The sequence below is a fragment of the Bradyrhizobium viridifuturi genome, assembly GCF_001238275.1.
Lineage (GTDB): Bacteria > Pseudomonadota > Alphaproteobacteria > Rhizobiales > Xanthobacteraceae > Bradyrhizobium > Bradyrhizobium viridifuturi.
Genome location: NZ_LGTB01000032.1, coordinates 20,253 through 45,140 on the forward strand (window position 1 = coordinate 20,253; position 24,888 = coordinate 45,140).

The window sequence follows — 24,888 nt, forward strand, 5'->3', positions numbered from 1 at the left end:
CCTCGCAAGCGGGAGAGGTGCAGCTAGTCTGCGGCCGAAGCGATGCAACCTGACTTCGTCGCCGCCGCTCGTGCTATCCGGTCCGCGCCCGCCGTCCCTCGATCGGGTATGCCGGATCGTTGAAGCCCGGCGTCGAGGGATGGCCTGACACGACGAGGCGGTCGATCAGGGCCTCGTCCTCGGCGGTGAAGCTGTAATCGAGCGCGCGGATGTAATCGTCCCATTGCGCTTCGGTGCGCGGGCCGGCGATCACGGCGCTGACGAACGACGAGTTCAGCACCCAGGACACTGCGAACTGCCCGGCGGTGATGCCGCGGCTCTCGGCGTGACGCTTGATCTCCTGCGCGAGCCGCAGGGATTCCGGCCGCCACTCGGTCTGCATCATGCGCTTGTCGTTGCGTCCCGCGCGGGTGTCCGCGGGCGGCGCCGCATCGGGTGCGTATTTGCCGGTCAAGACGCCGCGCGCCAGCGGGCTATAGGGCACGATGCCTAGCCCGTAATAGGCGCAGGCCGGGAAATGCTCGACCTCCGGCATCCGGTTCATCGCGTTGTAATAGGGCTGGCTCGCGACCGGGCGGTCGATGCCGAGCCGGTCGCAGATGTTGCAGATCTCGGCGACGCGCCAGGCGCGGTAGTTCGAGACGCCGAAATAGCGCACCTTGCCGGTGCGGATCAGGTCGCCGATCGCGCGCACCGTCTCGTCGAGCGGCGTCGCATGGTCTTCCTTGTGCAGGTAGTACACATCGATGTAGTCGGTGCCGAGCCGCTTCAGGCTCTCGTCGGCGGCCTGCAACACCCAGCGCCGCGACAGGCCGCCATGGTTGGGATCGTCGCCGATCGGATTGGCGAGCTTGGTCGCGAGCACCCAGTTCGACCTTCTGTTCGAGATCGCGCGGCCGACGACCTCCTCGGACTTGCCCCCATTGTAGGCGTCGGCGCTGTCGATGAAGTTGATGCCGGCCTCGCGCGCCTTGGCCACGATCCGCGACGAGGTCGCCTCATCGGTCGGTCCGCCGAACATCATGGTGCCCAGGCAGATCGGCGAAACCTTCAGGCCGCTGCGGCCGAGCTGGCGATATTGCATCGATCGTTCCTCCGGAATGAGGCGTCAACTCTCGTTCTTCAAGATCTTGAACACGCCGTTGGCCATCGCGATACAGCGCTTGTCGACCGTCACCTCGGCCGTGATGAAGATCAAGCTGCGTGTGGAGCGTACCACACGCGGCCGCGTCGTCAGGATCTCGCCGATCTTGCCGGCCTCGACGAAATGGGTGTCGAGCTGCACCGTCGCAAGCGTCGGCTTGCCCGAGACAAAGCGCGCGGCCATGCCGCAGGCGCGGTCGGCGAAGGTCATGATCACGCCGCCCTGCACCAGGCCGCGGCGGTTGTGGTGCTTGTCCTCGGTGATCAGCGCGAGCTCGAGCGCGCCGTCCTTCAACCGTTCCCACAAGGGACCGATCAGCGTCAGGAAACCCGTGGTGTCGGCGACCTTCCAGCCGTCGGATTTGAGCTTGTCCGCGGCCTTGGCCGTCATGAGGTGAGGATCCCTTGCCTGCAATTGATTGATCGTGAGTTTGGTCGCGGGAGGCATGCCGTTCGGCTCATTTCATCAAACGCTGATGTGTTGTAGTCAAGCTCAATGGTCCGCACATTTGACGATGCCACCCGGCGGAATATCGCAGAGCTCTGTGCCGCGTTCGCGCGCCAGGCCGCGGCCGATGCGGCGCCGACGCTGAAGCGCGCGGCGGTCGCGATCGCGCTGACCGCAGGTGAGGACAGCAGCAGCGCCGCCTTCCTGCTGACCCGCCGCAGCGCACGACTACGCGCCCACAGCGCGCAATGGGCGCTGCCGGGCGGGCGCTGCGATGCCGGCGAGACGCAGGCGGAAGCCGCGCTGCGCGAGCTGCACGAGGAGCTCGGCCTTGCGCTGTCCGAGCGCGATGTGCTCGGCATGCTCGACGATTATCCGACGCGGTCCGGTTATCTGATCACGCCGGTCGTGGTCTGGGCCGGCGCGCATGCGGCACTCACGCCGAACCCGGACGAGGTCGCATCCGTCCACCGCATCGGCCTCGATGCGATCGAACTCGATGACGCGTTCAGCTTCGTGACGATTCCGGAGAGCGCACGGCGGGTGATCCGCTTCCGGCTCGGCGGCCAGCAGATCCATGCGCCGACCGCCGCGCTGATTTATCAGTTCCGTGAGGTGCTCGCCGGGCGCAGCACTCGCGTCGCCGATCTCGAACAGCCGGTGTTCGCATGGAAGTAGGCCGACGCTACCTGTGATGCCGCTTGCGGGCGTTCATCTTCATTGCCTTGCCCTGCGCAACAGGCGGATGAGTCGCGGTCGCGCGTTCCGGAGGCGCGCGCGACACATTCTCGTAACAAGACAACCGTGAACGCGTATCCGGAAACGACCCGCAGTCCGGACGCTCGGCGCGCGCCGGGGCGGCGAGTATCAGAGCGCCAGCGGCGGCGAGCCACAGTGCCGTCCTCATCGCAATCTCCAAGGCCTTCCCGGGACACGCATTCTTCGGAGAACACCGCATTGTGGCGAAAATTCTGGACTTGATCGCGGCATCCGGCCGCCTTCGATCCGGACATTTCCGGGCTGACTTCGCGGCAGTGCTTGCTACAACGAGGCCATGCGCCCGCAATTGATTCGCCTCTCGTCAGGATTTGTCGCGCTCGCGCTTGTCGCCAGCGCGCCGTCTGCATCGGCCGGTGAGGCCGATGCGTTGCCGCCGTCCGTCGCCAATGCGATGGCGCAGGCCTCGCCGCAGGCGATCATGGACTACCGCCGCAAGCTGCAGGAATACGAGGAGGCGCGCGCCGCCTTCGAGCAGGATGCCGGCGCCTATTGGAGCGCGATCGCCGACAAGCGGCGCGGCCGCAATGCCAAGCGGCGCGACCGCGTGCAGATCACGCTCGACGATTACGTGCTGCAGCAGCCGCCGGTCTATGAGGGGCCGAGGCGGCCGGTCAACCCGGCACCTGAAGAGGAGGGCGGCAAGCCGCCGCGTCCGCCCAAGACGATCCCGGTGGTCTCGGATCTGGTCAGGGCGGCGGCCGAACAATTCCAGTTCGCGCCGCAGCGGCCGTCGAGCGAGGTCGAGTTCAAGCGCGCCTATGCCCGCTACGCGCGCGCGGCGGGGCTGACGCCGGAGCAGGCGGTGCGGGTCTATTCATTCGAGACCGGCGGCACCGGCAATTACGACGTGCAGGCAGGCATCGAGCATGGCGGCAAGCGCGCCATCTCCACAGCGATGGGCTACAACCAACTGCTCACCACCAACACCGTCGAGCTGTTGGCCGAGCAGGGCCATGAATTCGTGCGGGATCTGACCGAGCGCGTCGCGAGGACGCAGGGGCCGGCGCGCAAGGCCATGGAGCACAAGCTCGCGGTGCTCAAGAAGATGGTAGCGTTCACGCGGACCGTGCCCGACGACTGGTCGGCACATCAGCGCCTTGCCGATACGCCGCAGGGCTGGGCGTGTCACGCCATGGTGCTCGACATCGATGTCGGTCCGATGCTGCAGACCCACAAGCTGCTGACCTCGGTGATCTTCGCCCGCAACAAGGGCTACGGCCGGCCGCTCACCGCGGCCGAGCTCGAGATGATGAACCTGACCGGCGACGGCACCGGGCTCGACATGGTGACCATGCCGCAGGCGATGCGCGAGCAGGTGCCGACCGCGAACTTCTTCCAGCGCTCGGGCTACGAGCGCAACCCGGTCGCGATCCGTCACAACACCGTCGCCAGGCTGCTTGCCGTCACCAACGAGCGGATGGATTTCAACAGCAACAAGCCCGGCGCGAAGGAATTGGCCGCGGCGTTCTGAGATCTGCCGAATAACGTAAGAGCTCCGGTTCTGATTGAATCAGAACCGGAGCTCTGTCTCTTCCTTTGACGCGCTTTCTTCAGGAGAACCGGCGTCCACTTCGCTCGAAGACGCTTTAGTTCGAGCCGAACATGAACTTGCCGTCGCCCTCGAGATAGGGGCCGGGACGCATGTAGAGCTGGCCGTTGTGGCCGATGAAGAACAGCGTCCCCTTCGGCACCTTCTTCGCGCCCTTCAGCAGCGTGCCGGCATTGCTGGTCCCCATCTTGTAGGTCCAGGTCTTGCCGTCCTTGTCATAGGCGTAGCCCATGTCGGTCTTCAGCTCCCAGGGCGCGGCTTCCTGCGCGAATGCGCATGTCGTCATCGCAGCAAGGGTCGCGGTCGCAATAAAGGTCCTGGTCAAAAAATGCGTCATGATCCACCTCCGGCCGAAAAACGGCGTCGTCCCCACGTTCTTGAACAAATCACGAACGGCGTTCGCGCGTCAATACGACAATCGGCGCGACCGCTCGCTGACATCAGCGACTTTGTGATTTCCCGCGTCAAGCTTGGCGACTATTTTCGCGTTACCGTCTACAAACGCTTCGATTGCCGGAAACACGAGCTGGGGATGATCAGGATGAAGCACGTCATGAAGATTGGTATCGGTGTCGCTCTGTCGTTCATGGCGCTGGCGTCAGTCGCGCAGGCGGACGAATTCAAACTGTCCAACAACCAGCGCATCTCCTGCAGCCGCGGCCTGTCGGCCGGCAAGCTCAAGACGTCGACCTGCAAGTCCTACGCCTATCTGTTCAATGCCAAGACCTCGGAATACTTCCGCTGCCAGGTCTCGCTGGCGCTGACGCAGGACAACAAGGAGGTCATCAACGTCCAGGCCGACGGCAGCTGCACCAAGAAGCCGCGCATCTTCGATACCGACGGCAATTACAGCTTCGATGCCACCGAGACCGAGCCGCCGAACACCAACTCGTTCTTCGGCACCGGCGGCTATGCGATCTGGGCCAGCGACACCACCACCCAGAAGATCCGCGGCTGCATCACCATCTCGTCCGGCCTCGGCTCCGACATCTCGAAGTGCCTCGACATGACGTTTCAGTGACGACGGCGCGGGCCGTGTGATGCGCAAGCTGCGCCCAGCCCCGCTCTGCCGCTCCTGGCTGTTTCTCGAAGGCGCCAACGAACAGGTCCTGCAGCACGCGGCCGCCAGCGGCGCCGACGTGCTGATCCACGAGCTCGAGGATTTCACCCCGCCGTCACTGCGTCCGAAGGCGCGGGCGCTGGCGGCCGAGCTCTACGCAGCCTGGCGCGACCAGGGCGCGGTGGTCGCGGTTCGCGTCAACCCGCTGGACCAGGACGGAATGGATGATCTTGCCGCCGTGATGCGCGGCCGTCCTGATATCGTCGCGCTGCCGAAGGTCGCCGAGCCGCACCACGTTATCGGGCTCGACGAGGCGGTGACGCGGTTCGAGCGCGACTACGGCATCGCTGCTGGATCGACGTCGCTGCTGCCGAACATCGAATTCGCGCGCGGCCTGGTGCAGACCGGCGCGATTGCAGCGGCGAGCCGGCGCACCGTCGGCTGCCTGATGGCCTCCGAAGACCTCGCCGTCGATCTTGGTGCCGAGCGTGGCAGCGACGGCCTGGAGCTCGCCTACGCGCGGCAGCGCTTCATCGTCGAGTGTCGCGCGGCCGATGTCGTCGCGGTCGATTGTCCCTACACCTGGAGCGACGCGGCCGGCGTCGCGCGCGACACGATCTGGGCGCGACGGCTCGGATACACCGCAAAGAGCCTGGTCGATCCCGCGCATGCGGCGATCGTCAACGGCGTTCTCACCCCGAGCGAGGACGAAATGCGCCAGGCGGGCAGGATCGTTGCAGCCTTCGAAGCGGCGCGAACGCAGGGCCTGGGGCGCGTCGAGCTCGACGGCTCGCTGCTGGAAGTCCCGACTTATTCCAACGCAAAGCGGTTGATCGCGCGCGGCGAGGCGCTGCGCGCGATCGATCGCCAAGCTCGAGCCTGACCCGAGGCGGTGCCTCAGGAGGCCGACTCTTTCTCCGAGAAATGCATGCGCGAGCGGGCGAACTTCTTGACGCCCATCGGCTTGCCGAACAGGTAGCCCTGGACCTGATCGAAGTCCATCTCATGCGCGGCGAGAAAATCCGCGCGCGTCTCGACCCCCTGGGCCACGACCTGCGCGCCGGCATCGTGGGCGAGCTCGACGATACGCCGGCACACCGTCTGCTTCAGGCGCTGATCGGCGCAGCCGGTGACGTATTGATGATCGACCTTGAGCTGGACGAACGGAAAGTTCGGCAATCCGAGCAAGGACGGCCAGTTGGCGCCGACATTGTCGATCGAGATGCCGATATTGTGCAGGCGGACGCGCCTGGCGACCTCGATCGCAAGGTCGAGATGATCGACCACCTCGGTGCTGTCGATCTCGATCAGCAGGCCGGCGAAGGCCGCGTGGTCCGGAATCCGGTAACAGAGTTCGCGCACCGCATCATCGTCGGCGAGAAACGAGATCGGCAGGTTGATCGAGAGATTGACCGGCCCGATCTGTTCGAGGAGATAACGCCAGTCCTCGATCGCGCGCTCGATCACGAACTCGGACAGCGCGTGAAAATGCGGATCGCTTTCGTCGGGGATGAAGTAGGCGGGTGGAACGACGCCCCACGCAGGATGGCGCATCCGGATCAGTGCCTCGGCTCCGCTCGGAACCAGCGTCCGGAGATGAATTTTCTGCTGATACCACAGCTCGAGCCAGCCGGCCTTCAACGCTTCGGGAACGTCCACCGCGGGGCTCGGTGCCGGCTCGAGCGGCAGCAATGACGCGAGACTGTCACGAAGGGTTCCGGCACTGAACGGCGTGGACAGGGCCGGCAGCATGGCGATGCCGTACTCATCGCCGATCTGCCGGACCGCCTTGACGATGATCGAGTCCGGTTGCCCGATGACGAGGACCTTGCCGCGATAGTCCTTTCTCACCAAAGTCTCGAGAATTTTACTGACTTCGATGCCGTCCACGGACACGCCGAGCACCAGAAGATCGGGCCGTTCCGCGTCCAGCACGGTCTCGAGTTCCAGCGCCTGGCCGCATTCGCTGGTGATGAAGCCGAGGTCTTCCAGCGCCTCTGCAAGGAAGGTTCGAAGGTGCTTTTTGCTGTCCGCAATGCATGCGCGCGGGGTCAGCTTACGATGTCCGAACCATCCGGCTCGTGGTTGTGTGATGTGGCTGATGTGATTCATGCCCCGCCTTGTCCGTAATTACCCCGGCTTGACTCGTACATCTAAGAACCCCGGCAATCATGGAAATTTCTGGTTCATACATTGATTGGCTCGCTAACCTTAAAGGATTCAATTCGAATCAAATGATGCCGGAATCGGCGCATCTCGCCGCGGTTACACGTGCAACAAATGCGTCATCTGACCTTCATGAGCGCGATTGCGCGCGACTTTGGACGCATGCAGAAACATCGCGCGAGTGTGTCATCGAGAGACGATGTTAATGACTGTGGTGCTGTGTCGATGCAGATGCGGAACTGCATCATTGTCGGACATCAGATCGCATCACGCGCGGTGATCCGCGGCGCGTCGCCGGCGAATCAGGTCATCCATTTTTGTGACGTCAAAGTAGATGTGTGTGACGTCGCCGTTGCGGTGCGCAGCGTCTCCGGCATCAACGCGCAGAAGCCGATCAGCCCGGCACCAGCGACGGCGGCAAGGAAAAGAAATGCGGCGCTGTAGCCGGCGTGGACAATGATGAATCCGGCGACCGCCGTGCTCAGCGCGCCGCCGAGACCGGTTGCGGTGGCGATCGCGCCCTGGCTGATGTTGAAATGCCCGGTACCGTGCGTGAGATCGGCAACCACGAGCGGAAACAGCGCGCCGAAGATTCCGGCACCGATGCGTCGAGCAACTGCACCGACACCAGCCAGTACGGGTTGTCCGACAGCGGATAGAGCGCGCCGCGCACAGCCAGGACCGCGAGCGCGGTCGCGAAGATCGGCTTGCGGCCCCAGACGTCGGCCTTGCGTCCGACCAGCATCGCAACCGGCACCATCACGATCTGCGCCGCAATGATGCAGACCGACATCAACGATGTGCCGAGGTTGCGATTGACCAAGGCGAGCTTCTGGCCGACCAGCGGCAGCATCGCGGCATTGGCGAAATGAAAGACCACGGTCGAGACCGCGAAAATCAGCAAGGGCTTGCAGGTCACCAGCACGCGAAAGCCGGATGGCCGGTCATGCCGCGCGCCATGCTCCTCCGCGCTATCGTCGAGCCCGCGGGCGACCTGATGGTCGATCGCAGCTGGCGGGATCGACAGCGTCGCGGCGATGCTCGCGAGTGCCATCGCCGCAAGCAGCCAGAACACGACGACCGGGCCGAACCAGTACGCCGTGCCGCCGGCGATCGCGGCGGCCACGGCGTTGCCGGCATGGTTGAACGCCTCGTTGCGGCCGGTGCGCGCCGCGAACGCCTTGGGACCGACAATGCCGAGCGTCACCGCGGCGATCGCCGGCGCGAACACCGAGCCGCTCGCCGCGGCAAGCGCCTGGGTGGCGGCGACCAGCGCAAAGTGGTCGAGCAGCGGCAGCAGCAGGCACGCGACGGTCACGGCAATGGCGGCTGATATCATCAGGCCGCGTTTGGCGCGGCTGCGATCGATCAGGGCGCGGCCGGCGTCTGGGCGACGATCCCGGCGATCGCCGCGATCGACATCACCGACCCGATCGAGGCCTCGTCCCACTTCCGTTCGGTCAGCAGGTAGATCGCAAGATACGGGCCGAGCCCGTCCCGCACGTCGGCGAGGAAGAAGTTCAACGCATCAAGCGCGCGCGCAACGGTCGTCGTCCCGGACGGCTGCAAGTGATACCTCGCGGCGGGATTGCGCATTTCAACCCGCTCGCACGCGCCGAGTTCCCGGGTAGGTAAAGTGGTGCTGCCATCAGGGATTTTGGCCGCGCATGCGTCATTTGGATGGGTTGACCCGGCAGGGTTGTGCGGCCAATTTCCGGCCCGGCTTAGGGGAGAATAATGCTCATGAATTCAAGGTTGATGGCTGCTGCGATCGTGGCGGCCAGCGTTTTGGCTGCGCCCGTCGCGCAAGCCGAGCAGTTCATTAATGTGCTCACCGGCGGCACTTCCGGCGTCTACTATCCGCTCGGCGTCGCGATCGGGAAGATCTACGGTGAAAAGATCTCCGGCGTGAAGACCCAGGTGCAGGCGACCAAGGCTTCGGTCGAGAACCTGGTGCTGCTGCAGCAGGGCCGCGGCGAGATCGCCTTCACGCTCGGCGATTCGCTGAAGGCGGCCTGGGAAGGCGACACCGAGGCCGGCTTCAAGACCAAGCTCGACAAGCTGCGCACGATCGGCGCGATCTATCCGAACTACATCCAGATCGTCGCCACCGCCGAAAGCGGCATCAAGACGCTGGCCGACCTCAAGGGCAAGAGCCTGTCGGTCGGCGCGCCGAAATCCGGCACCGAGCTCAACTCGCGCGCGATCCTCTCGGCCGCCGGCATGAGCTACAAGGATCTCGGCAAGGTCGAGTATCTGCCGTTCGCCGAATCGGTCGACCTGATGAAGAACCGCCAGCTCAACGCCACGCTGCAATCCGCCGGCCTCGGCGTCGCCTCGCTGAAGGACCTCTCGACCTCGAGTGAGATCACGGTGGTCGCCGTGCCGAAGGAGACCGTCGACAAGATCGGTTCGCCCTTCGTCTCCGTGATCATTCCGGCCAACACCTATACCGGCCAGGACAAGGACGTGCCGACCGCTGCGGTCGTGAACTACCTCGTCACCTCGAGCGCGGTGTCGGACGATCTGGCCTATCAGATGACCAAGCTGGTCTACGAATCACTGCCGGAACTCGCCAATGCCCACGCCGCGGGCAAGGAGATCAAGCTCGAGGCCGCCGCGACCGGCAGCCCGGTGCCGCTGCATCCCGGCGCGATCCGCTATTACAAGGAAAAGGGCCTGATCAAGTAAGGCCGGTTACTTCGAGCGTGCATGGCCGGGCTGGACCCGGCCATGCATCTTTCCAAAGACGTTGATATTTCGATGGATGCGCGGGTCGGGCCCGCGCATGACGTGCGGTGGGGCGCTATAAACCTCGCGGGCACGGCGGGGGACTGATTCAATGCAGCAGCAGGCTGAGGGCGTTGAGCCGATCAAGGTCGAATTCGACAATTTCGAGCATGGCTTTCCGGAAGGATTTGGCCCGGGCGCCTGGGGGCATCTGGCTTACGCCATCGGCCTCGCCTTTGCGGTGTTCCAGCTCTATGTCGCGGCCTTCAACTACCTGCCGAGTCAGGTGGTGCGCGGCGTCCATGTCGGCTTCCTGATTCTCCTGACCTTCGGCCTGATCGGCAATTTCACCGCCAAGACCGATTTCGGCCGCGCGGTGAGCTGGATCGTCGGCGCGGCCGGTTTCCTCTGCGGGCTCTATCAGTGGATCTTCTATGCCGACCTTATTGCCCGCGACGGCGATCCGACCAACATGGACCTCGCGGTCGGCACGCTGCTCGCGGTCCTGATCTTCGAGGGCACGCGGCGGCTGATGGGGGCAGCGCTGCCGCTGATGTGCGGCGCCTGTCTGCTGTACTGGTTCTTCGGGCAGTATCTGCCGTCGCCGTTCAATCATCGCGGCTATGACTACGACCAGATCGTCACCCATCTCTCGTTCGGCACCGAAGGCTTCTACGGCGTGCCGATCTACGTCTCGGCGACCTACATCTTCCTGTTCATCCTGTTCGGCTCGTTCCTGGAACGCGCCGGCATGATCCAGCTGTTCACCGACGTCTCGCTCGGCCTGTTCGGCCGCACCCGCGGCGGCCCGGCCAAGGTCGCGGTGTTCGCCTCCGGCATGATGGGCACGATCTCGGGCTCCGGGGTCGCCAACGTCGTCACCGTCGGCCAGTTCACGATTCCCTTGATGATCAAGTTCGGCTACCGCCGCGCGTTCGCCGCCGGCGTCGAGGCCACCGCCTCGATGGGCGGCCAGATCATGCCGCCGGTGATGGGCGCAGTCGCCTTCATCATGGCGGAGACGCTCGGCGTGCCCTATTCGGAGATCGTCAAAGCCGCGGTGATCCCGGCGATCCTGTATTTCGCCTCGGCGTTCTGGATGGTGCATCTGGAGGCCGGCAAGCATGGCCTCGTCGGCATGAAGCGCTCGGAGATCCCGAGCGCGTGGAAGGCGCTGGTGGCGCGCTGGTACCTGGTGTTGCCGCTCGCGGCACTGGTCTACATGCTGTTCGAAGGCTTCACGCCGCTCTATGCCGGCAGCATGGGGCTGGCGCTGACGGTTGCGCTGATCCTCGGCGCCAGCATCACGCTCGGCCTCTCCAACACCGTTGTGCGATACATCTTCTGGATCGGCCTTGCGCTGGTGGTTGCCGCGGTGTCGCGCCACGGGCTCGAGATCGTCCCGGTCATCAGCATTGTCGCCGGGCTGATCGTGATCGCCGCGATCACGCGCGGCGGCCGCGCCACGCTCAGGGCCTGCCGTGACTCGCTAGCCGACAGCGCCAAGTCGGCACTGACCGTCGGCATGGCCTGCGCCATCGTCGGCACCATCATCGGCATGATGACCCAGACCGGCGTCGGCACCATCTTCGGCAGCTGGATCATCGGGCTCGGCGCCAAGAGCCTGTTCCTGGCGCTGATCATGACCATGCTGCTGTCGATCCTGCTCGGCACCGGCATCCCGACGATCCCGACCTACATCATCACAGCGGCGCTGGCGGCGCCGGCGCTCGCCAAGCTCGGCGTGCCGCTGATCGCAAGCCACATGTTCGCGTTCTACTACGGCATCATGGCCGACCTCTCGCCACCGGTGGCGCTCGCCGCACTGGCGGCGGCGCCGATCGCCAAGGAGAATCCGGACAAGATCGGCTGGGAGGCGATGCGGATCGCGCTCGCCGGCTACGTCATTCCCTTCATCTTCGTCTATTCGCCGGCGCTGATGTTGCAGGGCGGGGACCCGATGGCCGCCCAGCTCGGCTTCTACGGCGCGGTGGCGCTGGCGACCTTCAAGGCGCTGGTAGCGATCGCGCTGTTCGGCATCGTCGCGATCGGCTTCCTGTTCACCCGGCTGACCCTGATCGAGATCGCGGTCGCGTTCGGGGCCGCGCTCTGCCTGCTCGGCGATTTCCGCTTCTCGGACACCGCGGGCTTCACGCTCGCTGCCGCGGTCGTGCTGTGGCAATGGCGGCAGCGCCCGCGCGATGCGGTGGCGGCGGCTTGAGCCTCTGCCTCGCCTCCGCTGGAGTCGTGAAGGCGCTGTCGATCGCGGCCTTCACGCTGGCCTGGACGCATTCGATCGAGAAGACCGCCTGGCAGGAAAACTGGCTGGTCACGCCGGCCGGGCTTTCGCTGCAACAGGCGCGCATCAAGGGCACCGGCGCCGGCATGGAGCCGCCGCCGGAGGCGAAGCTCATCGGCGGCTGGTTTCAATGGTCGCCGCCGCCCTTGCCGAGGGCGAAGGTCGTGCTCGGCAATTCCGGCGCGGCGGGCGAATGGCATCTGTGCCATGCGGGACGCTGCCAGACGCTATCGGAGATTTTCGAGCATCCGATCGGTGCTAATGTCACCACGATGAGTGTGTGTCGCGATCCGTAGCCCGGTGAAACGTCAGCGCAATCCGGGAGCACCGCCCCGGAATTCGCTCCGCTCCGTCCGGGCTACAATGACAACAACAAGGGAGAAAGACCGATGGATCGGCTCAAGGGCAAGGTTGCGATGGTGGTCGGCGCGGGCTCGATCGGGCCGGGCTGGGGCAATGGCAAGGCGACCGCCGTCACCTTCGCGCGCGAGGGCGCCAGCGTGTTCTGCGTCGATCGCAACGGCGCGGCGGCTGAGGAGACGGTCAAGATCATCACCGAGGAGGGCGGCAAGGCCGTCGCATTCACCGCCGATGTCTCGCGCGCCGGCGAGGTCGAGGCGATGGTTGCGGCCTGCCTGAAGGCCTATGGCCGCATCGACGTGCTCGACAACAATGTCGGCATTGCCGAGGTCGGCAGCGTGGTCGAGGTGGCGGAAGCCGAGTGGGATCGCGTGTTCGCGGTCAATTTGAAGAGCGCCTATCTGTCGATGAAGCACGTCATTCCGCTCATGATCAAGCAGGGCGGCGGCTCGATCATCAACATCTCCTCGATCGCCTCGATCCGCCATGTCGGCATTTCCTATGTCAGCTACAATGCCAGCAAGGCGGCGATGAACCAGATGACGCGCTCGACCGCGGTCGAGTTCGCCTCCAAGCATGTCCGCGTCAATGCGATCCTGCCCGGCTGATGAAGACGCCGATGGTCGCGCATTCGGCCGGGCTCGCGCAGAGCTACGCCAAGGGCGATGTCGAGGCGATGTGGCGCGCCCGCGACGCACAGGTGCCGATGGGGCACATGGGCGACGCCTGGGACGTCGCCAATGCGGCGTTGTTCCTCGCCTCGGACGAATCGAAATATGTCACCGGCATCGAGCTCGTGGTCGACGGCGGCATCACCTCCAAGTCGGGTGCGTGAGCGGCACTATTGCGCGAGGGCCAGGGTGCTTCCGGCCAGCGAATGCCACGCCGCCGAGGTGCTGATCGGCCAGTTCAACAGCTTCACGGCGATCAGCGCCAGCCCGCCGCAGATGTAGACCGGGTGCGGACGGCCGCGGGTGCGCCAGTCGAACACGATCGCGACGACCAGCAGCAGATAGGCGACGAACGCGGGCGCAATCGTGACCGGCACCGGAGGCGGGCCGACAGCTCCGGGCGGGGCGAGAAAGGTCAGGAACCAGCGCGCCACCGCGGCATCGAGGATCGAAATCGACGCAAGCAGCATCAGCCGCTTGTGCGTTTCGCGGTCGCGCAGGTAGACGATCGCAAGCGCGAACACGACAGCAAAGAACAGGATGCCGCTGAGCGGAACGATCGCAAACGCAAGGCCTTCATTGATCTGTCCGATCGCCGCCGAACGCTTCATGACGCTGATCGAGGCCACGATGCCCATCATCGTCATTGCGGTCGCCAGCGATATGCCGATCATCCCGACGCTGCGATGCCGTACGATCCGTCCCGAAGCGGCAAGCCAGCTCTGAAACACGAAATAGAGCGTCCAGGCGAAGAACAGCAGCCCATGCAGATGCACGACGGGAGGCGTCGACAGCGAGCCTTTCGCCATCGGCATCCAATAGGTCGGGGCAAAGCCGAGGAAGGCGACCGCCATGCACGACAGCGCCATGTAGAAGTAGAAGAACCGTGCCTCGACTTTCGCCGAAGTGCGGGGTGAATTGCGATCAAGGAGGATTGTCATGATGTTGGGTCTGACAAACCCCGTGATGGTTCAAATTATCTCAACTCGCGATCTATGCCCGCTGTCATGCGCTAGGCCTCGACGCTGAGCTCGGCGCGGTCGAGCTCTTCCTCGACCAGGTGGAAGGCGTCGTCGCCGATGGTCTCGGTGCGCCGCAGGCCGAGCAGCGCCTGCCGCGCTGCCGCGATGGCGCGGCGCCGCAGCGGATCGGCCGGCAGCTCGCGCGAGGACAGGCCGCCGTCCGGGTCGCTCTCGGCGCGCAGCAGCACGGCGCGGTATTCGAGCCGGAGGATTTCGGCTTCCTCCGAAGGTCCGTATCGATCGCCTCGAGCGCGGCGCGAAACGCGACGCCGCGGGCATGGGCCGCCTCGCGTCCGACCGGGTCGTCGTCAGCGAAATTCAGCGCCAGGATCAGCGGCCGCAAGGTCAGGCCCTGGAGCACCAGCGAGCCCAGCACCACGGCAAACGCGGTCAGCAGGATCAGGTCGCGAAACGGAAACCATTCGGGCAGCGCAAACGCGGCTGCCAAGGTGACGATGCCGCGCATCCCGCACCAGGACACGATGAAGCCGCGCTTCAGGGTCGGCACCGCGTCCACCACGTGGGCCGGCAGCCAATGGCGCGCCTTCAGCGTGCGCAATAGCGCGCCGTAGGGCATCACCCAGAGGATGCGGGCGAGGATCACGACGGCAAGGATCGCGGCGGCAAAGCTGCAATATTTCCACCGCACCTCGGCGTCGAGCTCGGACCAGATCGGGCGCAGTTGCAGGCCGATCAGCATGAAGGCCAGCACGTTGAGCACGAACACCACGGTTTCCCACACCGCATAGGACGACACCCGCAGCCGCGCCGAGGTGCGCGCCGGCGCGGTGCGGGCGATGGTGATCGCATAGGCGATGATGGTGAGGATGCCGGACAGGCCGAGATGCTCGGCCACAATCCACACCATGAAGGTGCCGCCGAACTGGGTGATGATCGCGCTCGGCGCCTCAGTGATGCGGCGGGTGATCACCATCCAGACCTGCGCGAACAGATAGCCGGCGGCAAGGCTGCCGACCAGCGCGATCGTGATCGACGGCACGAATTCGCGGATCTTCATGTGCTCGGCGGCGACCAGGCCGACCGCGACCCGATAGATCAGCAATGCGCTGGCATCGTTGAGCAGGCTTTCGCCCTCGAGGATCTTCTGGATCCGGTAGGGCAGCTTGACCTGGCGCAGGATCGCGGTGGCGGCCGCGGCATCCGGCGGCGCCACGATGGCGCCGAGCGCGATCGCAACCGGCCAAGGCATGTCCGGCCGCAGCCAGTGCGCGACCACGGCGACCGCCGTCGTGGTGACGCCGACCGCGACCACGACCAGCGTCGAGACCGGCAGCCAGTTGTTGCGGAGATCGCGCAGCGAGGTGTCGAAGGCGGCGTCGAGCAGCACGGGCGCAACGAACAGCGCCAGCGCCAGCTCCGGTTCCAGCGCCCAGGTCGGCGCCCACGGCAGCAGGGTCAGCAGCACGCCGCCGATCGCCAGGAAGGTCGGGTAGGGCACCTTGATCCGCCGTGCCAGCGCCGACAGCGCCACCGCTGCGAGCAACAGGCCGATGATCCATTCAAACGTGAGCAAGGCGAACCCCCAAAGTGCGGCGCGCGACGTGCTGCTGCGAGCGCGACACCCATTGCAGCCGATCGTCGCAATTGACGTATAGTCCAGCGTGTGGTTTGGCGGCAAATGGCGCTGCCGGAAAATCGGGGCCGGCGGTTCAGGCGCGGGATGTCTTGTCGGTGATGGGAATACGACGCAACTCTGCAAAGCTGGCTGTCGCGCTGACCTGCGCATGCCTGTCGGTCGCATCGGGCGTTGCGTACGCGACCGGCAGCGAGCCCGGCAAGGATGTGCAGGCCGATCCTGGCCCCTGCAATGCGGCGGTTGCGGCAGCCGATGACGACAAGATCATCGAGGCCTGCGGCGCGCTGATCGACAATGAGAAGGCGACGAAGCCCGATCGCGTCAAGGCCCTGACCGCGCGCGCCGGTGCCTATGACCGCAAGCAGCTGATCGATCGCGCGGTCGCCGACTACGACACCGTGCTCAAGCTCGATCCAGCGCTTGCCGATGCCCACAATGCGCGCGGCGAGCTGTGGCGCCGCAAGGGCGACCGGCCGAAGGCGATCATGGATTTCGGCGCCGCCGTCAAGCTCAATCCGGATCACGCAGCCGCCAAGGCCAACTACAAATCGCTGTCGCTGGAGCTGGAACGGATCGGCGCCATGATGGCGGTCGCCGGCAAGCCGAGCTTCGATTGCCGCAAGGCGCGCCGGCCGGTCGAAAAGGCGATCTGCGCCAATCCTGAGCTTGCCGATCTCGATCGCGAGATCGGCGCATCGACCTTTCGCAGCGTGCGCGAGGCCGGGGATCCGCGCCAGGCGCGCGAACTGCAACGCGCGCAGGATGATTTCATCGCCCGCCGCAATGCCGAATTCGGCAAGCCGGGCTATGACCTGCAAAAGGCGATGCGGGAGCGGTTGCGGCAGATCAACGGGGTCGACGGCTACTAGTGCTAACGTCGGTGAGTTTGCGGCTTGAATTATCGGTCGAGCCAATGACAATGACCGCTAAAGAGAGCCAACCATCCAGCTTCGTCATGCCCGGCCATGACGATGGAGCGAGGCGAGGGAGAAGCGCGATGAACATTCAGCAGAGCCGGTATCATGAGGTGCATGCCCGCTCGCTTCGGGACCCCGAGGGGTTTTGGGCCGAGGCAGCGCGCGAGATCGACTGGATCGAGCCGGCGAAGAAGATCTTCGATCCCTCGATGGGCGCCTATGGACGCTGGTTCACCGGCGCCGTGGTCAACACCTGCCACAATGCGCTGGACCGCCATGTCGCCGGAGGTCGCGCTGACCAGGTCGCGCTGATCCACGATTCCCCACTCACCAACTCGATCACCAAATTCACCTATTCGGAGCTGCTGAAGGAGGTGCAGACGCTCGCCGCGATCATGCAGGATTTCGGCGTGGCCAAGGGCGATCGCGTCATCCTCTATATGCCGATGGTGCCGGAGGCCGTGGTCGCGATGCTCGCCTGCGCGCGGATCGGCGCGGTGCACAGCGTGGTGTTCGGCGGCTTTGCGGCCAAGGAGCTCGCGACCCGTATCGACGACGCCAAGCCGAAGCTGATCTTCTCGGCGAGCTGTGGCATCGAACCCGGGCGCATCGTGCAGTACAAGCCGCTGCTCGACGAGGCGATCCGCCTTGCCGCCGTCAAGCCGGAGACCTGCATCATCCTGCAGCGGCCGCAGCAGGCGTGCGAGCTCACTGCGGGCCGCGACCATGACTGGGCGACGCTGCGCCGTGCCGCGCTCGACGCCGGCAAGGCCGCGCCCTGCGTGCCGGTCGCCGCGACCGATCCGCTCTACATTCTCTACACCTCGGGCACGACCGGAATCCCGAAGGGCGTGGTGCGCGACAATGGCGGCCATCTCGTCGCGCTGAAATGGTCGATGGAAAATCTCTACGGCGTCAAGCCGGGCGAGATCTGGTGGTGCGGATCCGACATCGGCTGGGTGGTCGGCCACTCCTACATCGTCTATGGCCCGCTGATCCACGGCGCGACCACGATCATGTATGAAGGCAAGCCGGTCGGCACGCCGGATGCCGGCGCGTTCTGGCGCGTGATCAGTGAGCACAAGGCGGTCGCCCTCTTCACCGCGCCGACCGCGTTCCGCGCGATCAAGAAGGAAGATCCCGAGGGCAAGTTCATCCGGAACTACGATCTCTCCAGCTTCCGCACCCTGTTCCTTGCCGGCGAGCGCGCCGATCCGCCGACGGTGGAGTGGGCGGAGCAGCAGCTGAAGGTGCCTGTCATCGATCACTGGTGGCAGACCGAGACCGGCTGGTGCATCGCCGGCAATCCGGTTGGCCTCGGCATGCTGCCGGTCAAGCACGGTTCGCCGACGGTGCCGATGCCGGGCTATCAGGTCGACATCGTCGACGAGGCGGCGAAGCCTGTGCCGGCGGGCACCATGGGCTCGATTGTGATCAAGCTGCCGATGCCGCCGGCCTGCCTGCCGACGCTGTGGCAGCAGGACGATCGCTTCAAGGACGCCTATCTCTCGGAATTCCCCGGCTACTACAAGACCTCGGATGCCGGCTACAAGGACGAGGACGGCTATGTCTGGGTGATGGGCCGCACCGACGACATCATCAATGTCGCCGGTCACCGGCTTTCCACCGGCGGCATGGAAGAGATCCTGGCTTCGCATCCCGATGTCGCCGAATGCGCCGTGCTCGGTGTCAAGGACACGATCAAGGGCGAGGTGCCCTGCGGCTTCCTGGTGCTGAAGGCCGGCGTGACCAAGGCGCCGGACCAGGTCGAGAAGGAAGTGGTGGCGCTGGTGCGCGAGAAGCTCGGCCCAGTCGCCGCATTCAAGCTCGCGATCACCGTGGCGCGGCTGCCGAAGACCCGCTCCGGCAAGATCCTGCGTGGCACCATCAAGAAGATCGCCGACGCCGAGCCGTGGACCATGCCGGCGACGATCGAGGACCCGAAGGTGCTCGACGAGATCGGCGAGGCGCTGAAGGGCAAGGCGTAGCTCGACGTCGCAAGCGCTGTGCTAGGTTCGATGGAGAGAGTGTGCCGTGTGCACCCCTCTCCCTAACCCTCCCCCGCAAGGGGGAGGGAACCCTTCCGCCATTGGCTCCCTCACGTAAGATGAGTTGAGGTGCGTGCAGTTGGCCCTGCGCCGCGTGAGGTAAGCACGCGGGTCAGGCTCCCTCCCGCTTGCGGGGGAGGGCTGGGGAGAGGGGTGGCCCCGAGCAAGATGATCGATCAGGGCGCGAACCGTACAATCGGGACGCTCACCATCGGAACGCATCCGGAAGCAAAATGGCCTTGATTTTGATGGATTGCCGGGTCATCCCGGCCTTTCAGACTCACAGGCCACCAGATACGGACCACCGGATGCGATCCATTTCCGCACGCGCGCCCCTCGCCCTGCTGCTCGCACTGCCGCTGCTGGCAGGCTGCCTCGACGCGGGCGATCGCCGATCGCGGAGAGCATGGGCGACGACGATCAGTATTGCCAGGGGGGCGGCAAGGTTGCGGTCGGCTCGCCCGAATATGTCGCCTGCCGCAAGGACCGCGACGTCCAGCGCCAGAACGCCGAAGCCCGCACCGATCGGCGGCAGCGCGATCTCGGCGAATACATGATGAACAATCCGGACCGGCACTAGCGCGGTGATTGCGGCCCTGCCGGGACGGGACAGGATCGGAGAGCTCGACGGGCTGCGCGCGATCGCGCTTCTGATCGTCGTCATCTGGCACTATTTCGGCACGCCGGACGGACCAGAGAGCTGGCCGTGGAAATTGCTGCATGTCGGCCGCTTCGGCGTCGACCTGTTCTTCATCCTGTCCGGCTATCTCATCACCGATATCCTGCTGCGCCACCGCGCAGCCGAACGATACTACTCGGCGTTCTACGGCAGGCGCGCGTTCCGCATCTGGCCGCTCTATTATCTGATGTGCGCCGGCGCCCTGATCGGCTGGTACTTCGCGTTAAACCCCGATCTCTTCGACACCAGGGGCGTGCCCGGCTGGCTGTATCTGTTCGGCCTGCAGAATTTCGGCATGGCCAAGGCGCAGACCGATGGCGCCTACTTTCTGGCCGTCACCTGGTCGCTTGCAATCGAGGAGCAGTTCTATCTGCTGTTTCCATTGCTGGTCCGGAACATCCCGCCCGAGCGGTTGTTCGCGATCCTGCTGGTGCCGATCCTGATCTGCCCGATCGGGCGGCTGATCGATAGCGCGCTGCCGGATGCCTATGGCTGGTACGTGCTGCCGCAATTCAGGATCGATTCGCTCGCGATCGGCGCGCTGATCGCTTGGTGGCGCCTCTATCGCAAGCCGGATGCCGAGATCTCCAGGCTTGTCGCAAACATCCTCAAATGGTCCAGCTTCTCGCTGCCGCTGCTGTGGCTATTCGGATGGAAGCGCTGGTCGGTGGCGTTCTCGCACACCCAGGTCGAGATCTTCTTCGGTGCCCTGCTGTTCGTCGTTCTGGAAAATCGCGGTTCGCCAAGGCTCGCACTGCTGCGCAGTTCGGCCGCGACCTTCTTCGCCAGAACTTCCTACGCGGCGTATCTCACCCACCACGTCATCGTGTACCTGCTGTTCGCCGTGCTCCATGAGCCGAGAACGATCGAGAGCCTCGCCGGCATCTCGCTGACCTTCGGCGCGCTCGTGCTGACCTTTGGGCTGTGTGCCCTGAGCTATCGCTACTTCGAACGTCCGCTGCTCGACTTCGCCCACCGGCGCTTCTCGTTCGCCTGAGCGAAGGCGCGCGCGGGGATCAAGGCCATTCGTGCGCCCAAATGAAAACGCGGCGGGGTGGCCCGCCGCGTTTCGTATCCGTTCGTCGTGTTGCGACGTTCGCGCTTACTCTTCGTCGTCGGCCTTCTTGCCGCCGATCGTCTTCAGCTTGGCGAACACGGCATCAACGTTGAGATCGTCGTGGCGCTCGATCGGCTGATCGTCCTCTTCCTTGCGCGTGGTCTCGGAGGCCGGCAGCAGCGTGGCGCCGCCGTAGACGGTCGTGGTCGGCTTCTCCTTGGCGGCGCGCTGGACCTCGAAATCGAGCTCGATCTGCGAGCACAGGCCGAGCGTCACCGGGTCCATCGGCGTCAAGGTCGATGCGTTCCAGTGGGTGCGGTCGCGCACGCTCGCGATCGTGGTCTTGGTGGTGCCGACCAGCCGCATGATCTGGGCATCCTTCAACTCGGGGTGGTTGCGCACCAGCCAGAGGATCGCGCTCGGCCGCTCATGGCGGCGCGACACCGGGGTGTAGCGCGGGCCCTTCTTCTTGGCGGCGGACGGCAGCACCACCTTGCTCTCCTGGAGCCTGAGGCGGTAGTTCTGGTCGCGCTCGCCGCGCTCGATCTCCTCGCGGGTCAGCTGGCCGTTGGAAATCGGGTCCATGCCCTTGATGCCCTGGGCTGCGTCGCCGTCGGCGATAGCGCGGACCTCGAGGGGGTGCATTTTGGTAAAATCGGCCACCTGATCGAACGTCAGGGCGGTATTGTCGACCAACCACACGGCAGTCGCCTTCGGCATCAGCGGTGCGTTGCTCATGGCAAATCTCCTTTGTGCTTCGCCCACCTCTGTCGAGGCGAAGCTGGTAGTCATCGGCGATGACGGGAATTATAGGGCCTATATAAGCCCTCAGGGGGGAATGGCGCAATGGGCCAGCAAAATCGCCTTGACAGCGCCCGAAAGCAGTCCCAAGTCCTTACCTCAACTGGCCGTTCCCCGCCCGCCGGCGAGGGGTGATTCGGTCCCGAAATTGCCCCGACACAGCCCCGAGACCAGCCCGATGTCAGCGAAAAAACCCGATCTTAAAATCGTGCTTTGTTCCCCCCGCGGCTTTTGCGCAGGGGTGGTCCGCGCCATCGACACCGTCGAACGGGCCCTCACCATTTATGGTGCCCCGGTCTATGTCCGGCACGAGATCGTCCATAACAAGTATGTGGTGGACAGCCTGAAGACCAAAGGCGCCATTTTCGTCGAGGAATTGTCCGAAATCCCGGACGAAACCAACGCCCCGGTGGTGTTCTCGGCCCATGGTGTTCCCAAGTCGGTTCCGGCCGAGGCCAAATCCCGCAATTTCTTCTCGCTGGACGCGACCTGCCCGCTGGTGACCAAGGTCCACCGCGAGGCGGCGATCCATTTCAAGCGCGGCCGCGAGATCCTCTTGATCGGGCATTCCCACCATCCGGAGGTGGTCGGCACCCTGGGTCAGCTGCCGGAGGGCGCCGTGACCCTGATCGAGACCGCCGAGGATGCCAAAACCTTCGTGCCGAAGGACCCTGACAATCTCGCCTTCGTGACCCAGACTACGCTGTCGATCGACGACACCGCGGAGATCGTGGCGCTGCTCAAGGAGCGCTTCCCGAACGTCAACGGTCCGCACAAGGAAGACATCTGCTACGCCACCACCAACCGCCAGCTTGCGGTCAAGAAAGTGGCGCCGGTGGTCGATGCCCTGATCGTGGTCGGCGCGCCGAACTCGTCGAACTCGCAGCGCCTGCGCGAGGTCGCCGAGCGCGAGGGCTGCCCCATTGCAATTCTTGCCCAGCGGGCCAGCGACATCGACTGGGCGCGCTTCGAAGGCATCAGGAGCCTCGGCATCACCGCGGGCGCTTCGGCGCCGGAGGTGATCGTCGAGGAGATCATGGGCGCCTTCGCCGAGCGTTATGAACTGCACGTGGAGACGGTCTCGGCCGCGGAAGAGAACGAGTTCTTCCCGCTGCCGCGTTCGCTGCGGCCTGACGCTGCCGCGGCGGAATAGACCATATGGCGGTCTACACCGACGTTGCCGCCGAAGATCTCGCGGAATTCCTCAAAAGCTACGACATCGGCGAATTGCTCTCCTACAAGGGCATCGCCGAGGGTGTCGAGAATTCGAACTTCCTGCTGCACACCAGCCAGGGCGCCTACATCCTCACGCTCTATGAGAAGCGCGTGGCGGAGGACGACCTGCCGTATTTCCTGTCGCTGATGGCGCATCTCGCCGCGCGCGGCGTGTCGTGCCCGCAACCGGCGCGCAACCGCAATGGCGAGGTCACGAGCCGGCTTGCCGGCCGGCCCGCGGCGATCATCAACTTCCTCGAGGGCGTGTGGCCGCGGCGGCCGAACGTCGCGCATTGCTCCGGGGTCGGCGAGGCGCTGGCGAAAATGCATCTCGCGGGTGCCGACTTTCCGCTGGTCCGCAGGAATCCGCTGTCGGTGTCCGGCTGGCGGCCGCTGTTCGATCTCGCCGCCGCGCGCGCCGACAGCGTGCAGGTGGGCCTGCACGACTTCATCGCGCGCGAGCTCGATCATCTCGAAGCCGCGTGGCCGTCCGATTTGCCGGTCGGCGTGATCCATGCCGATTTGTTTCCCGACAACGTGTTCTTTCTCGGCGACAAGCTTTCGGGCCTGATCGACTTTCCGTTCGCCTGCAACGACATCCTGGCCTACGACGTAGCGATCTGCCTCAACGCCTGGTGCTTCGAGCCGGATCATTCCTTCAACGTCACCAAGGCCCGCGCGCTGCTCAACGCCTATGGCCGCGAGCGGCCGTTGTCGGCGGCGGAGGAGGCGGCGCTGCCGCTGCTGGCGCGCGGCGCGTCGATGCGCTTCCTGCTGACGCGGCTGGTCGATTTCCTCAACGTGCCCGAGGGCGCGCTGGTGCAACCGAAGGACCCGCTGGAATATGTCCGCAAGCTGCGCTTCCAGCAGAATGTCGCAAGCTTGAACGACTACGGCATCACGCCGGCCGGATGCGCGGCGTGAACGACAAGCCGCATGTGATTGTCTTCACCGATGGTGCCTGCTCCGGAAATCCGGGCCCGGGCGGCTGGGGCGCGATCCTCAGGTTCGGCGACAAGGAAAAGGAACTGAAGGGCGGCGAGGCGCACACGACCAACAACCGCATGGAGCTGATGGCGGCGATCTCGGCGCTGGAAGCCCTGAAGAAGCCGTGCGTGGTCGACCTCACCACCGACAGCCAGTATGTCCGCCAGGGCATCACCGGCTGGATCCATGGCTGGAAGCGCAATGGCTGGCGCACCGCCGACAAGAAGCCGGTCAAGAATGTCGAGCTGTGGCAGCGCCTCGACGCCGCGCTGAAGCCGCACGAGGTGCGCTGGCACTGGATCAAGGGCCATGCCGGCCACGCCGAGAACGAACGCGCCGACGAGCTGGCGCGCGAGGGCGTCGCGATGGCGAGGCTGAAGGGGTAGGGACGCGACGTGCCGGATCGCCTGGTCAAACCGGGCGATGTTCAGTGGCTGAAGTTTCGCGTTTCCTTCTTAAGACACGCGATCATTTGTGCGCCGTCGCGGGGATTGACCCGCTCCTGCCGACCCATCACCGCGATCACCCCAACTAGTGTCGCCGTTCGATCGAACAAGGGAAACGCGGCAGCACTCACGCCTTGCATCAAGTGTCCCTCGTTGTAGGCGTAACCTTGGTCGCGGACCTCTGTGATCAACCGATCGATCGCAGCGGGATCGCGCGCAAACAGGTTCAAGCCGCCGACGGCCGCGAGTTCGGTTCTGATCAAGGGTTCGCTGAAATGTCGCGGCAGGAACGAGGCGAAAGCCAGCCCGGTCGCGGTCGCGAGTATCGGCAGCACCGCGCCGATCCGCATCGTCATGATGATCGGCTGGCTGCTTTCCTCGATGTGGACGATGGTCGGGCCTTGTGCGCCCCACACTGACAGGACCAGAGTTTCGTCGATGCGGTCGCGCAACTCGCGCTGGAGCGCAATGGCATCGCGGAGCGGCTGATATGAGTTGAGCGCCGCAAGTCCAAGCTTCACGGCGAGCGGACCGAGCGCGTACTGGCGTGTATCGGGATCCTGACGCGCCAGGCCGGTCACGAGAAAACTGGACAGGTAGCGATGGATTTTGCCGGGAGACATGTGGCCGGCGGCCGCGAGTTCGCGCAGGGCAACCGGCGCCTGTGCGCGCGCAAGGTGGTCGAGGATATGCCCGGCGACCTCGACCGCCTTGATTCCCCTACGATCTTCGACCTTCATCCAGTGTTCCTCCCGCATATCGCAATGCGAAACGCTGCGGCACCATTCCCTGGAAATCGGCCAGCGCAGCATAGTGCGGTGTTCCGCATTGAGGAACGGCTATCCCGAAAATTCCTCGCTCGGTCGCTCGCGCCGGCGCTTAATGGCAAAGGCCTGCCGCGCGCGTGCGGCGC

At 65.0% G+C, this 24,888-nt stretch carries 21 protein-coding genes and 3 pseudogenes; 15 read left to right on the forward strand and 9 right to left on the reverse strand.

Annotated features, from left to right (window positions below; all coding sequences use genetic code 11):
• Nucleotides 1-73: 73 nt before the first annotated feature.
• A complete protein-coding gene (locus tag ALC15_RS26600) occupies nucleotides 74-1,084 on the reverse strand; it encodes an aldo/keto reductase (protein ID WP_050629837.1) in 1,011 nt (336 codons plus the stop codon).
• A gap of 24 nt (nucleotides 1,085-1,108) precedes the next feature.
• Nucleotides 1,109-1,534 (reverse strand): PaaI family thioesterase, encoded by a 426-nt coding sequence (locus ALC15_RS26605; protein ID WP_050629838.1) that lies wholly within the window; start codon nucleotides 1,532-1,534, stop codon nucleotides 1,109-1,111.
• A gap of 105 nt (nucleotides 1,535-1,639) precedes the next feature.
• On the opposite strand from ALC15_RS26605, the gene ALC15_RS26610 reads away from it, so the two are divergent.
• Nucleotides 1,640-2,269, forward strand: coding sequence for an NUDIX hydrolase (locus tag ALC15_RS26610; protein WP_050629839.1), 630 nt, complete (start codon nucleotides 1,640-1,642; stop codon nucleotides 2,267-2,269).
• A 376-nt stretch (nucleotides 2,270-2,645) separates the two neighbouring features.
• Complete coding sequence (locus tag ALC15_RS26615; protein WP_050629840.1) at nucleotides 2,646-3,842, forward strand: hypothetical protein; 1,197 nt, start codon at nucleotides 2,646-2,648, stop codon at nucleotides 3,840-3,842.
• 115 nt (nucleotides 3,843-3,957) lie between these two features.
• Here the strand turns inward: ALC15_RS26615 and ALC15_RS26620 are convergent, their stop codons facing one another.
• Nucleotides 3,958-4,257, reverse strand: coding sequence for a hypothetical protein (locus tag ALC15_RS26620; protein WP_050629904.1), 300 nt, complete (start codon nucleotides 4,255-4,257; stop codon nucleotides 3,958-3,960).
• A gap of 204 nt (nucleotides 4,258-4,461) precedes the next feature.
• On the opposite strand from ALC15_RS26620, the gene ALC15_RS26625 reads away from it, so the two are divergent.
• Both ALC15_RS26625 and ALC15_RS26630 read left to right on the forward strand, forming a co-directional pair.
• Entirely contained in the window at nucleotides 4,462-4,941 is a 480-nt protein-coding gene (locus tag ALC15_RS26625) for a hypothetical protein (RefSeq protein WP_050629905.1), read from the forward strand.
• A gap of 19 nt (nucleotides 4,942-4,960) precedes the next feature.
• Nucleotides 4,961-5,863, forward strand: coding sequence for an HpcH/HpaI aldolase/citrate lyase family protein (locus tag ALC15_RS26630; RefSeq protein WP_050629841.1), 903 nt, complete (start codon nucleotides 4,961-4,963; stop codon nucleotides 5,861-5,863).
• Nucleotides 5,864-5,877: 14 nt separating this feature from the next.
• On the opposite strand, the gene ALC15_RS26635 is transcribed toward ALC15_RS26630, so the two are convergent.
• Both ALC15_RS26635 and ALC15_RS26640 read right to left on the reverse strand, forming a co-directional pair.
• Nucleotides 5,878-7,092, reverse strand: a complete 1,215-nt coding sequence (locus ALC15_RS26635) for an EAL domain-containing response regulator (protein ID WP_050629842.1) — start codon at nucleotides 7,090-7,092, stop codon at nucleotides 5,878-5,880.
• Between the two features lie 356 nt (nucleotides 7,093-7,448).
• Nucleotides 7,449-8,742 (reverse strand): annotated as a pseudogene (locus tag ALC15_RS26640) (MFS transporter).
• 147 nt (nucleotides 8,743-8,889) lie between these two features.
• Between ALC15_RS26640 and ALC15_RS26645 the strand changes: the two are divergent.
• The 4 genes and pseudogenes from ALC15_RS26645 to ALC15_RS26660 all read left to right on the forward strand — a co-directional run bounded on the left by ALC15_RS26645 (nucleotide 8,890) and on the right by ALC15_RS26660 (nucleotide 13,370).
• Entirely contained in the window at nucleotides 8,890-9,837 is a 948-nt protein-coding gene (locus ALC15_RS26645; protein WP_050629906.1) for a TAXI family TRAP transporter solute-binding subunit, read from the forward strand.
• A 151-nt stretch (nucleotides 9,838-9,988) separates the two neighbouring features.
• Nucleotides 9,989-12,097, forward strand: a complete 2,109-nt coding sequence (locus ALC15_RS26650) for a TRAP transporter permease (protein WP_050629843.1) — start codon at nucleotides 9,989-9,991, stop codon at nucleotides 12,095-12,097.
• The gene (locus tag ALC15_RS26655) at nucleotides 12,058-12,471 is read left to right on the forward strand and encodes a DUF1850 domain-containing protein (RefSeq protein WP_050629844.1); all 414 of its coding nucleotides are present in this window, start codon (nucleotides 12,058-12,060) and stop codon (nucleotides 12,469-12,471) included. Before ALC15_RS26650 ends, ALC15_RS26655 begins: the two co-directional genes overlap by 40 nt.
• A 93-nt stretch (nucleotides 12,472-12,564) precedes the next feature.
• Nucleotides 12,565-13,370, forward strand: a pseudogene (locus ALC15_RS26660) (SDR family NAD(P)-dependent oxidoreductase).
• A 6-nt stretch (nucleotides 13,371-13,376) separates the two neighbouring features.
• Here the strand turns inward: ALC15_RS26660 and ALC15_RS26665 are convergent.
• Both ALC15_RS26665 and ALC15_RS26670 read right to left on the reverse strand, forming a co-directional pair.
• Nucleotides 13,377-14,147: a hypothetical protein gene (locus tag ALC15_RS26665; RefSeq protein ID WP_050629845.1), complete on the reverse strand. Its 771-nt coding sequence runs from the start codon at nucleotides 14,145-14,147 to the stop codon at nucleotides 13,377-13,379.
• Between the two features lie 71 nt (nucleotides 14,148-14,218).
• Nucleotides 14,219-15,762: pseudogene (locus ALC15_RS26670) on the reverse strand (cation:proton antiporter).
• 161 nt (nucleotides 15,763-15,923) lie between these two features.
• Here ALC15_RS26670 and ALC15_RS26675 point away from each other — a divergent pair.
• From ALC15_RS26675 to ALC15_RS26690, 4 genes are all read left to right on the forward strand, one after another.
• Nucleotides 15,924-16,694 carry a hypothetical protein gene (locus tag ALC15_RS26675; RefSeq protein WP_430649197.1) on the forward strand — a complete coding sequence of 257 codons (771 nt, stop codon included), beginning with the start codon at nucleotides 15,924-15,926 and terminating at the stop codon, nucleotides 16,692-16,694.
• Nucleotides 16,695-16,822: 128 nt separating this feature from the next.
• On the forward strand, nucleotides 16,823-18,730 hold the full coding sequence (locus tag ALC15_RS26680; RefSeq protein WP_050629846.1) for a propionyl-CoA synthetase: 1,908 nt from the start codon (nucleotides 16,823-16,825) through the stop codon (nucleotides 18,728-18,730).
• Between the two features lie 430 nt (nucleotides 18,731-19,160).
• Nucleotides 19,161-19,370, forward strand: a complete 210-nt coding sequence (locus ALC15_RS26685) for a hypothetical protein (protein ID WP_050629908.1) — start codon at nucleotides 19,161-19,163, stop codon at nucleotides 19,368-19,370.
• Nucleotides 19,371-19,374: 4 nt separating this feature from the next.
• Complete coding sequence (locus tag ALC15_RS26690; protein WP_050629847.1) at nucleotides 19,375-20,466, forward strand: acyltransferase family protein; 1,092 nt, start codon at nucleotides 19,375-19,377, stop codon at nucleotides 20,464-20,466.
• 105 nt (nucleotides 20,467-20,571) lie between these two features.
• Here the strand turns inward: ALC15_RS26690 and ALC15_RS26695 are convergent, their stop codons facing one another.
• The gene (locus ALC15_RS26695; protein WP_050629848.1) at nucleotides 20,572-21,264 is read right to left on the reverse strand and encodes a DUF1013 domain-containing protein; all 693 of its coding nucleotides are present in this window, start codon (nucleotides 21,262-21,264) and stop codon (nucleotides 20,572-20,574) included.
• 241 nt (nucleotides 21,265-21,505) lie between these two features.
• On the opposite strand from ALC15_RS26695, the gene ispH reads away from it, so the two are divergent.
• Genes ispH through rnhA form a run of 3 tightly spaced genes read left to right on the forward strand, consistent with a single transcriptional unit; the run spans nucleotide 21,506 to nucleotide 23,915 of the window.
• A complete protein-coding gene (gene ispH / locus ALC15_RS26700) occupies nucleotides 21,506-22,480 on the forward strand; it encodes a 4-hydroxy-3-methylbut-2-enyl diphosphate reductase (protein WP_050629849.1) in 975 nt (324 codons plus the stop codon).
• Between the two features lie 5 nt (nucleotides 22,481-22,485).
• Entirely contained in the window at nucleotides 22,486-23,466 is a 981-nt protein-coding gene (locus tag ALC15_RS26705; protein WP_050629850.1) for a homoserine kinase, read from the forward strand.
• The gene (gene rnhA / locus ALC15_RS26710) at nucleotides 23,454-23,915 is read left to right on the forward strand and encodes a ribonuclease HI (RefSeq protein WP_430649192.1); all 462 of its coding nucleotides are present in this window, start codon (nucleotides 23,454-23,456) and stop codon (nucleotides 23,913-23,915) included. Before ALC15_RS26705 ends, rnhA begins: the two co-directional genes overlap by 13 nt.
• Nucleotides 23,916-23,956: 41 nt before the next feature.
• Here the strand turns inward: rnhA and ALC15_RS26715 are convergent, their stop codons facing one another.
• Nucleotides 23,957-24,715 carry an IclR family transcriptional regulator gene (locus ALC15_RS26715; protein WP_050629851.1) on the reverse strand — a complete coding sequence of 253 codons (759 nt, stop codon included), beginning with the start codon at nucleotides 24,713-24,715 and terminating at the stop codon, nucleotides 23,957-23,959.
• Between the last annotated feature and the right edge of the window lie 173 nt (nucleotides 24,716-24,888).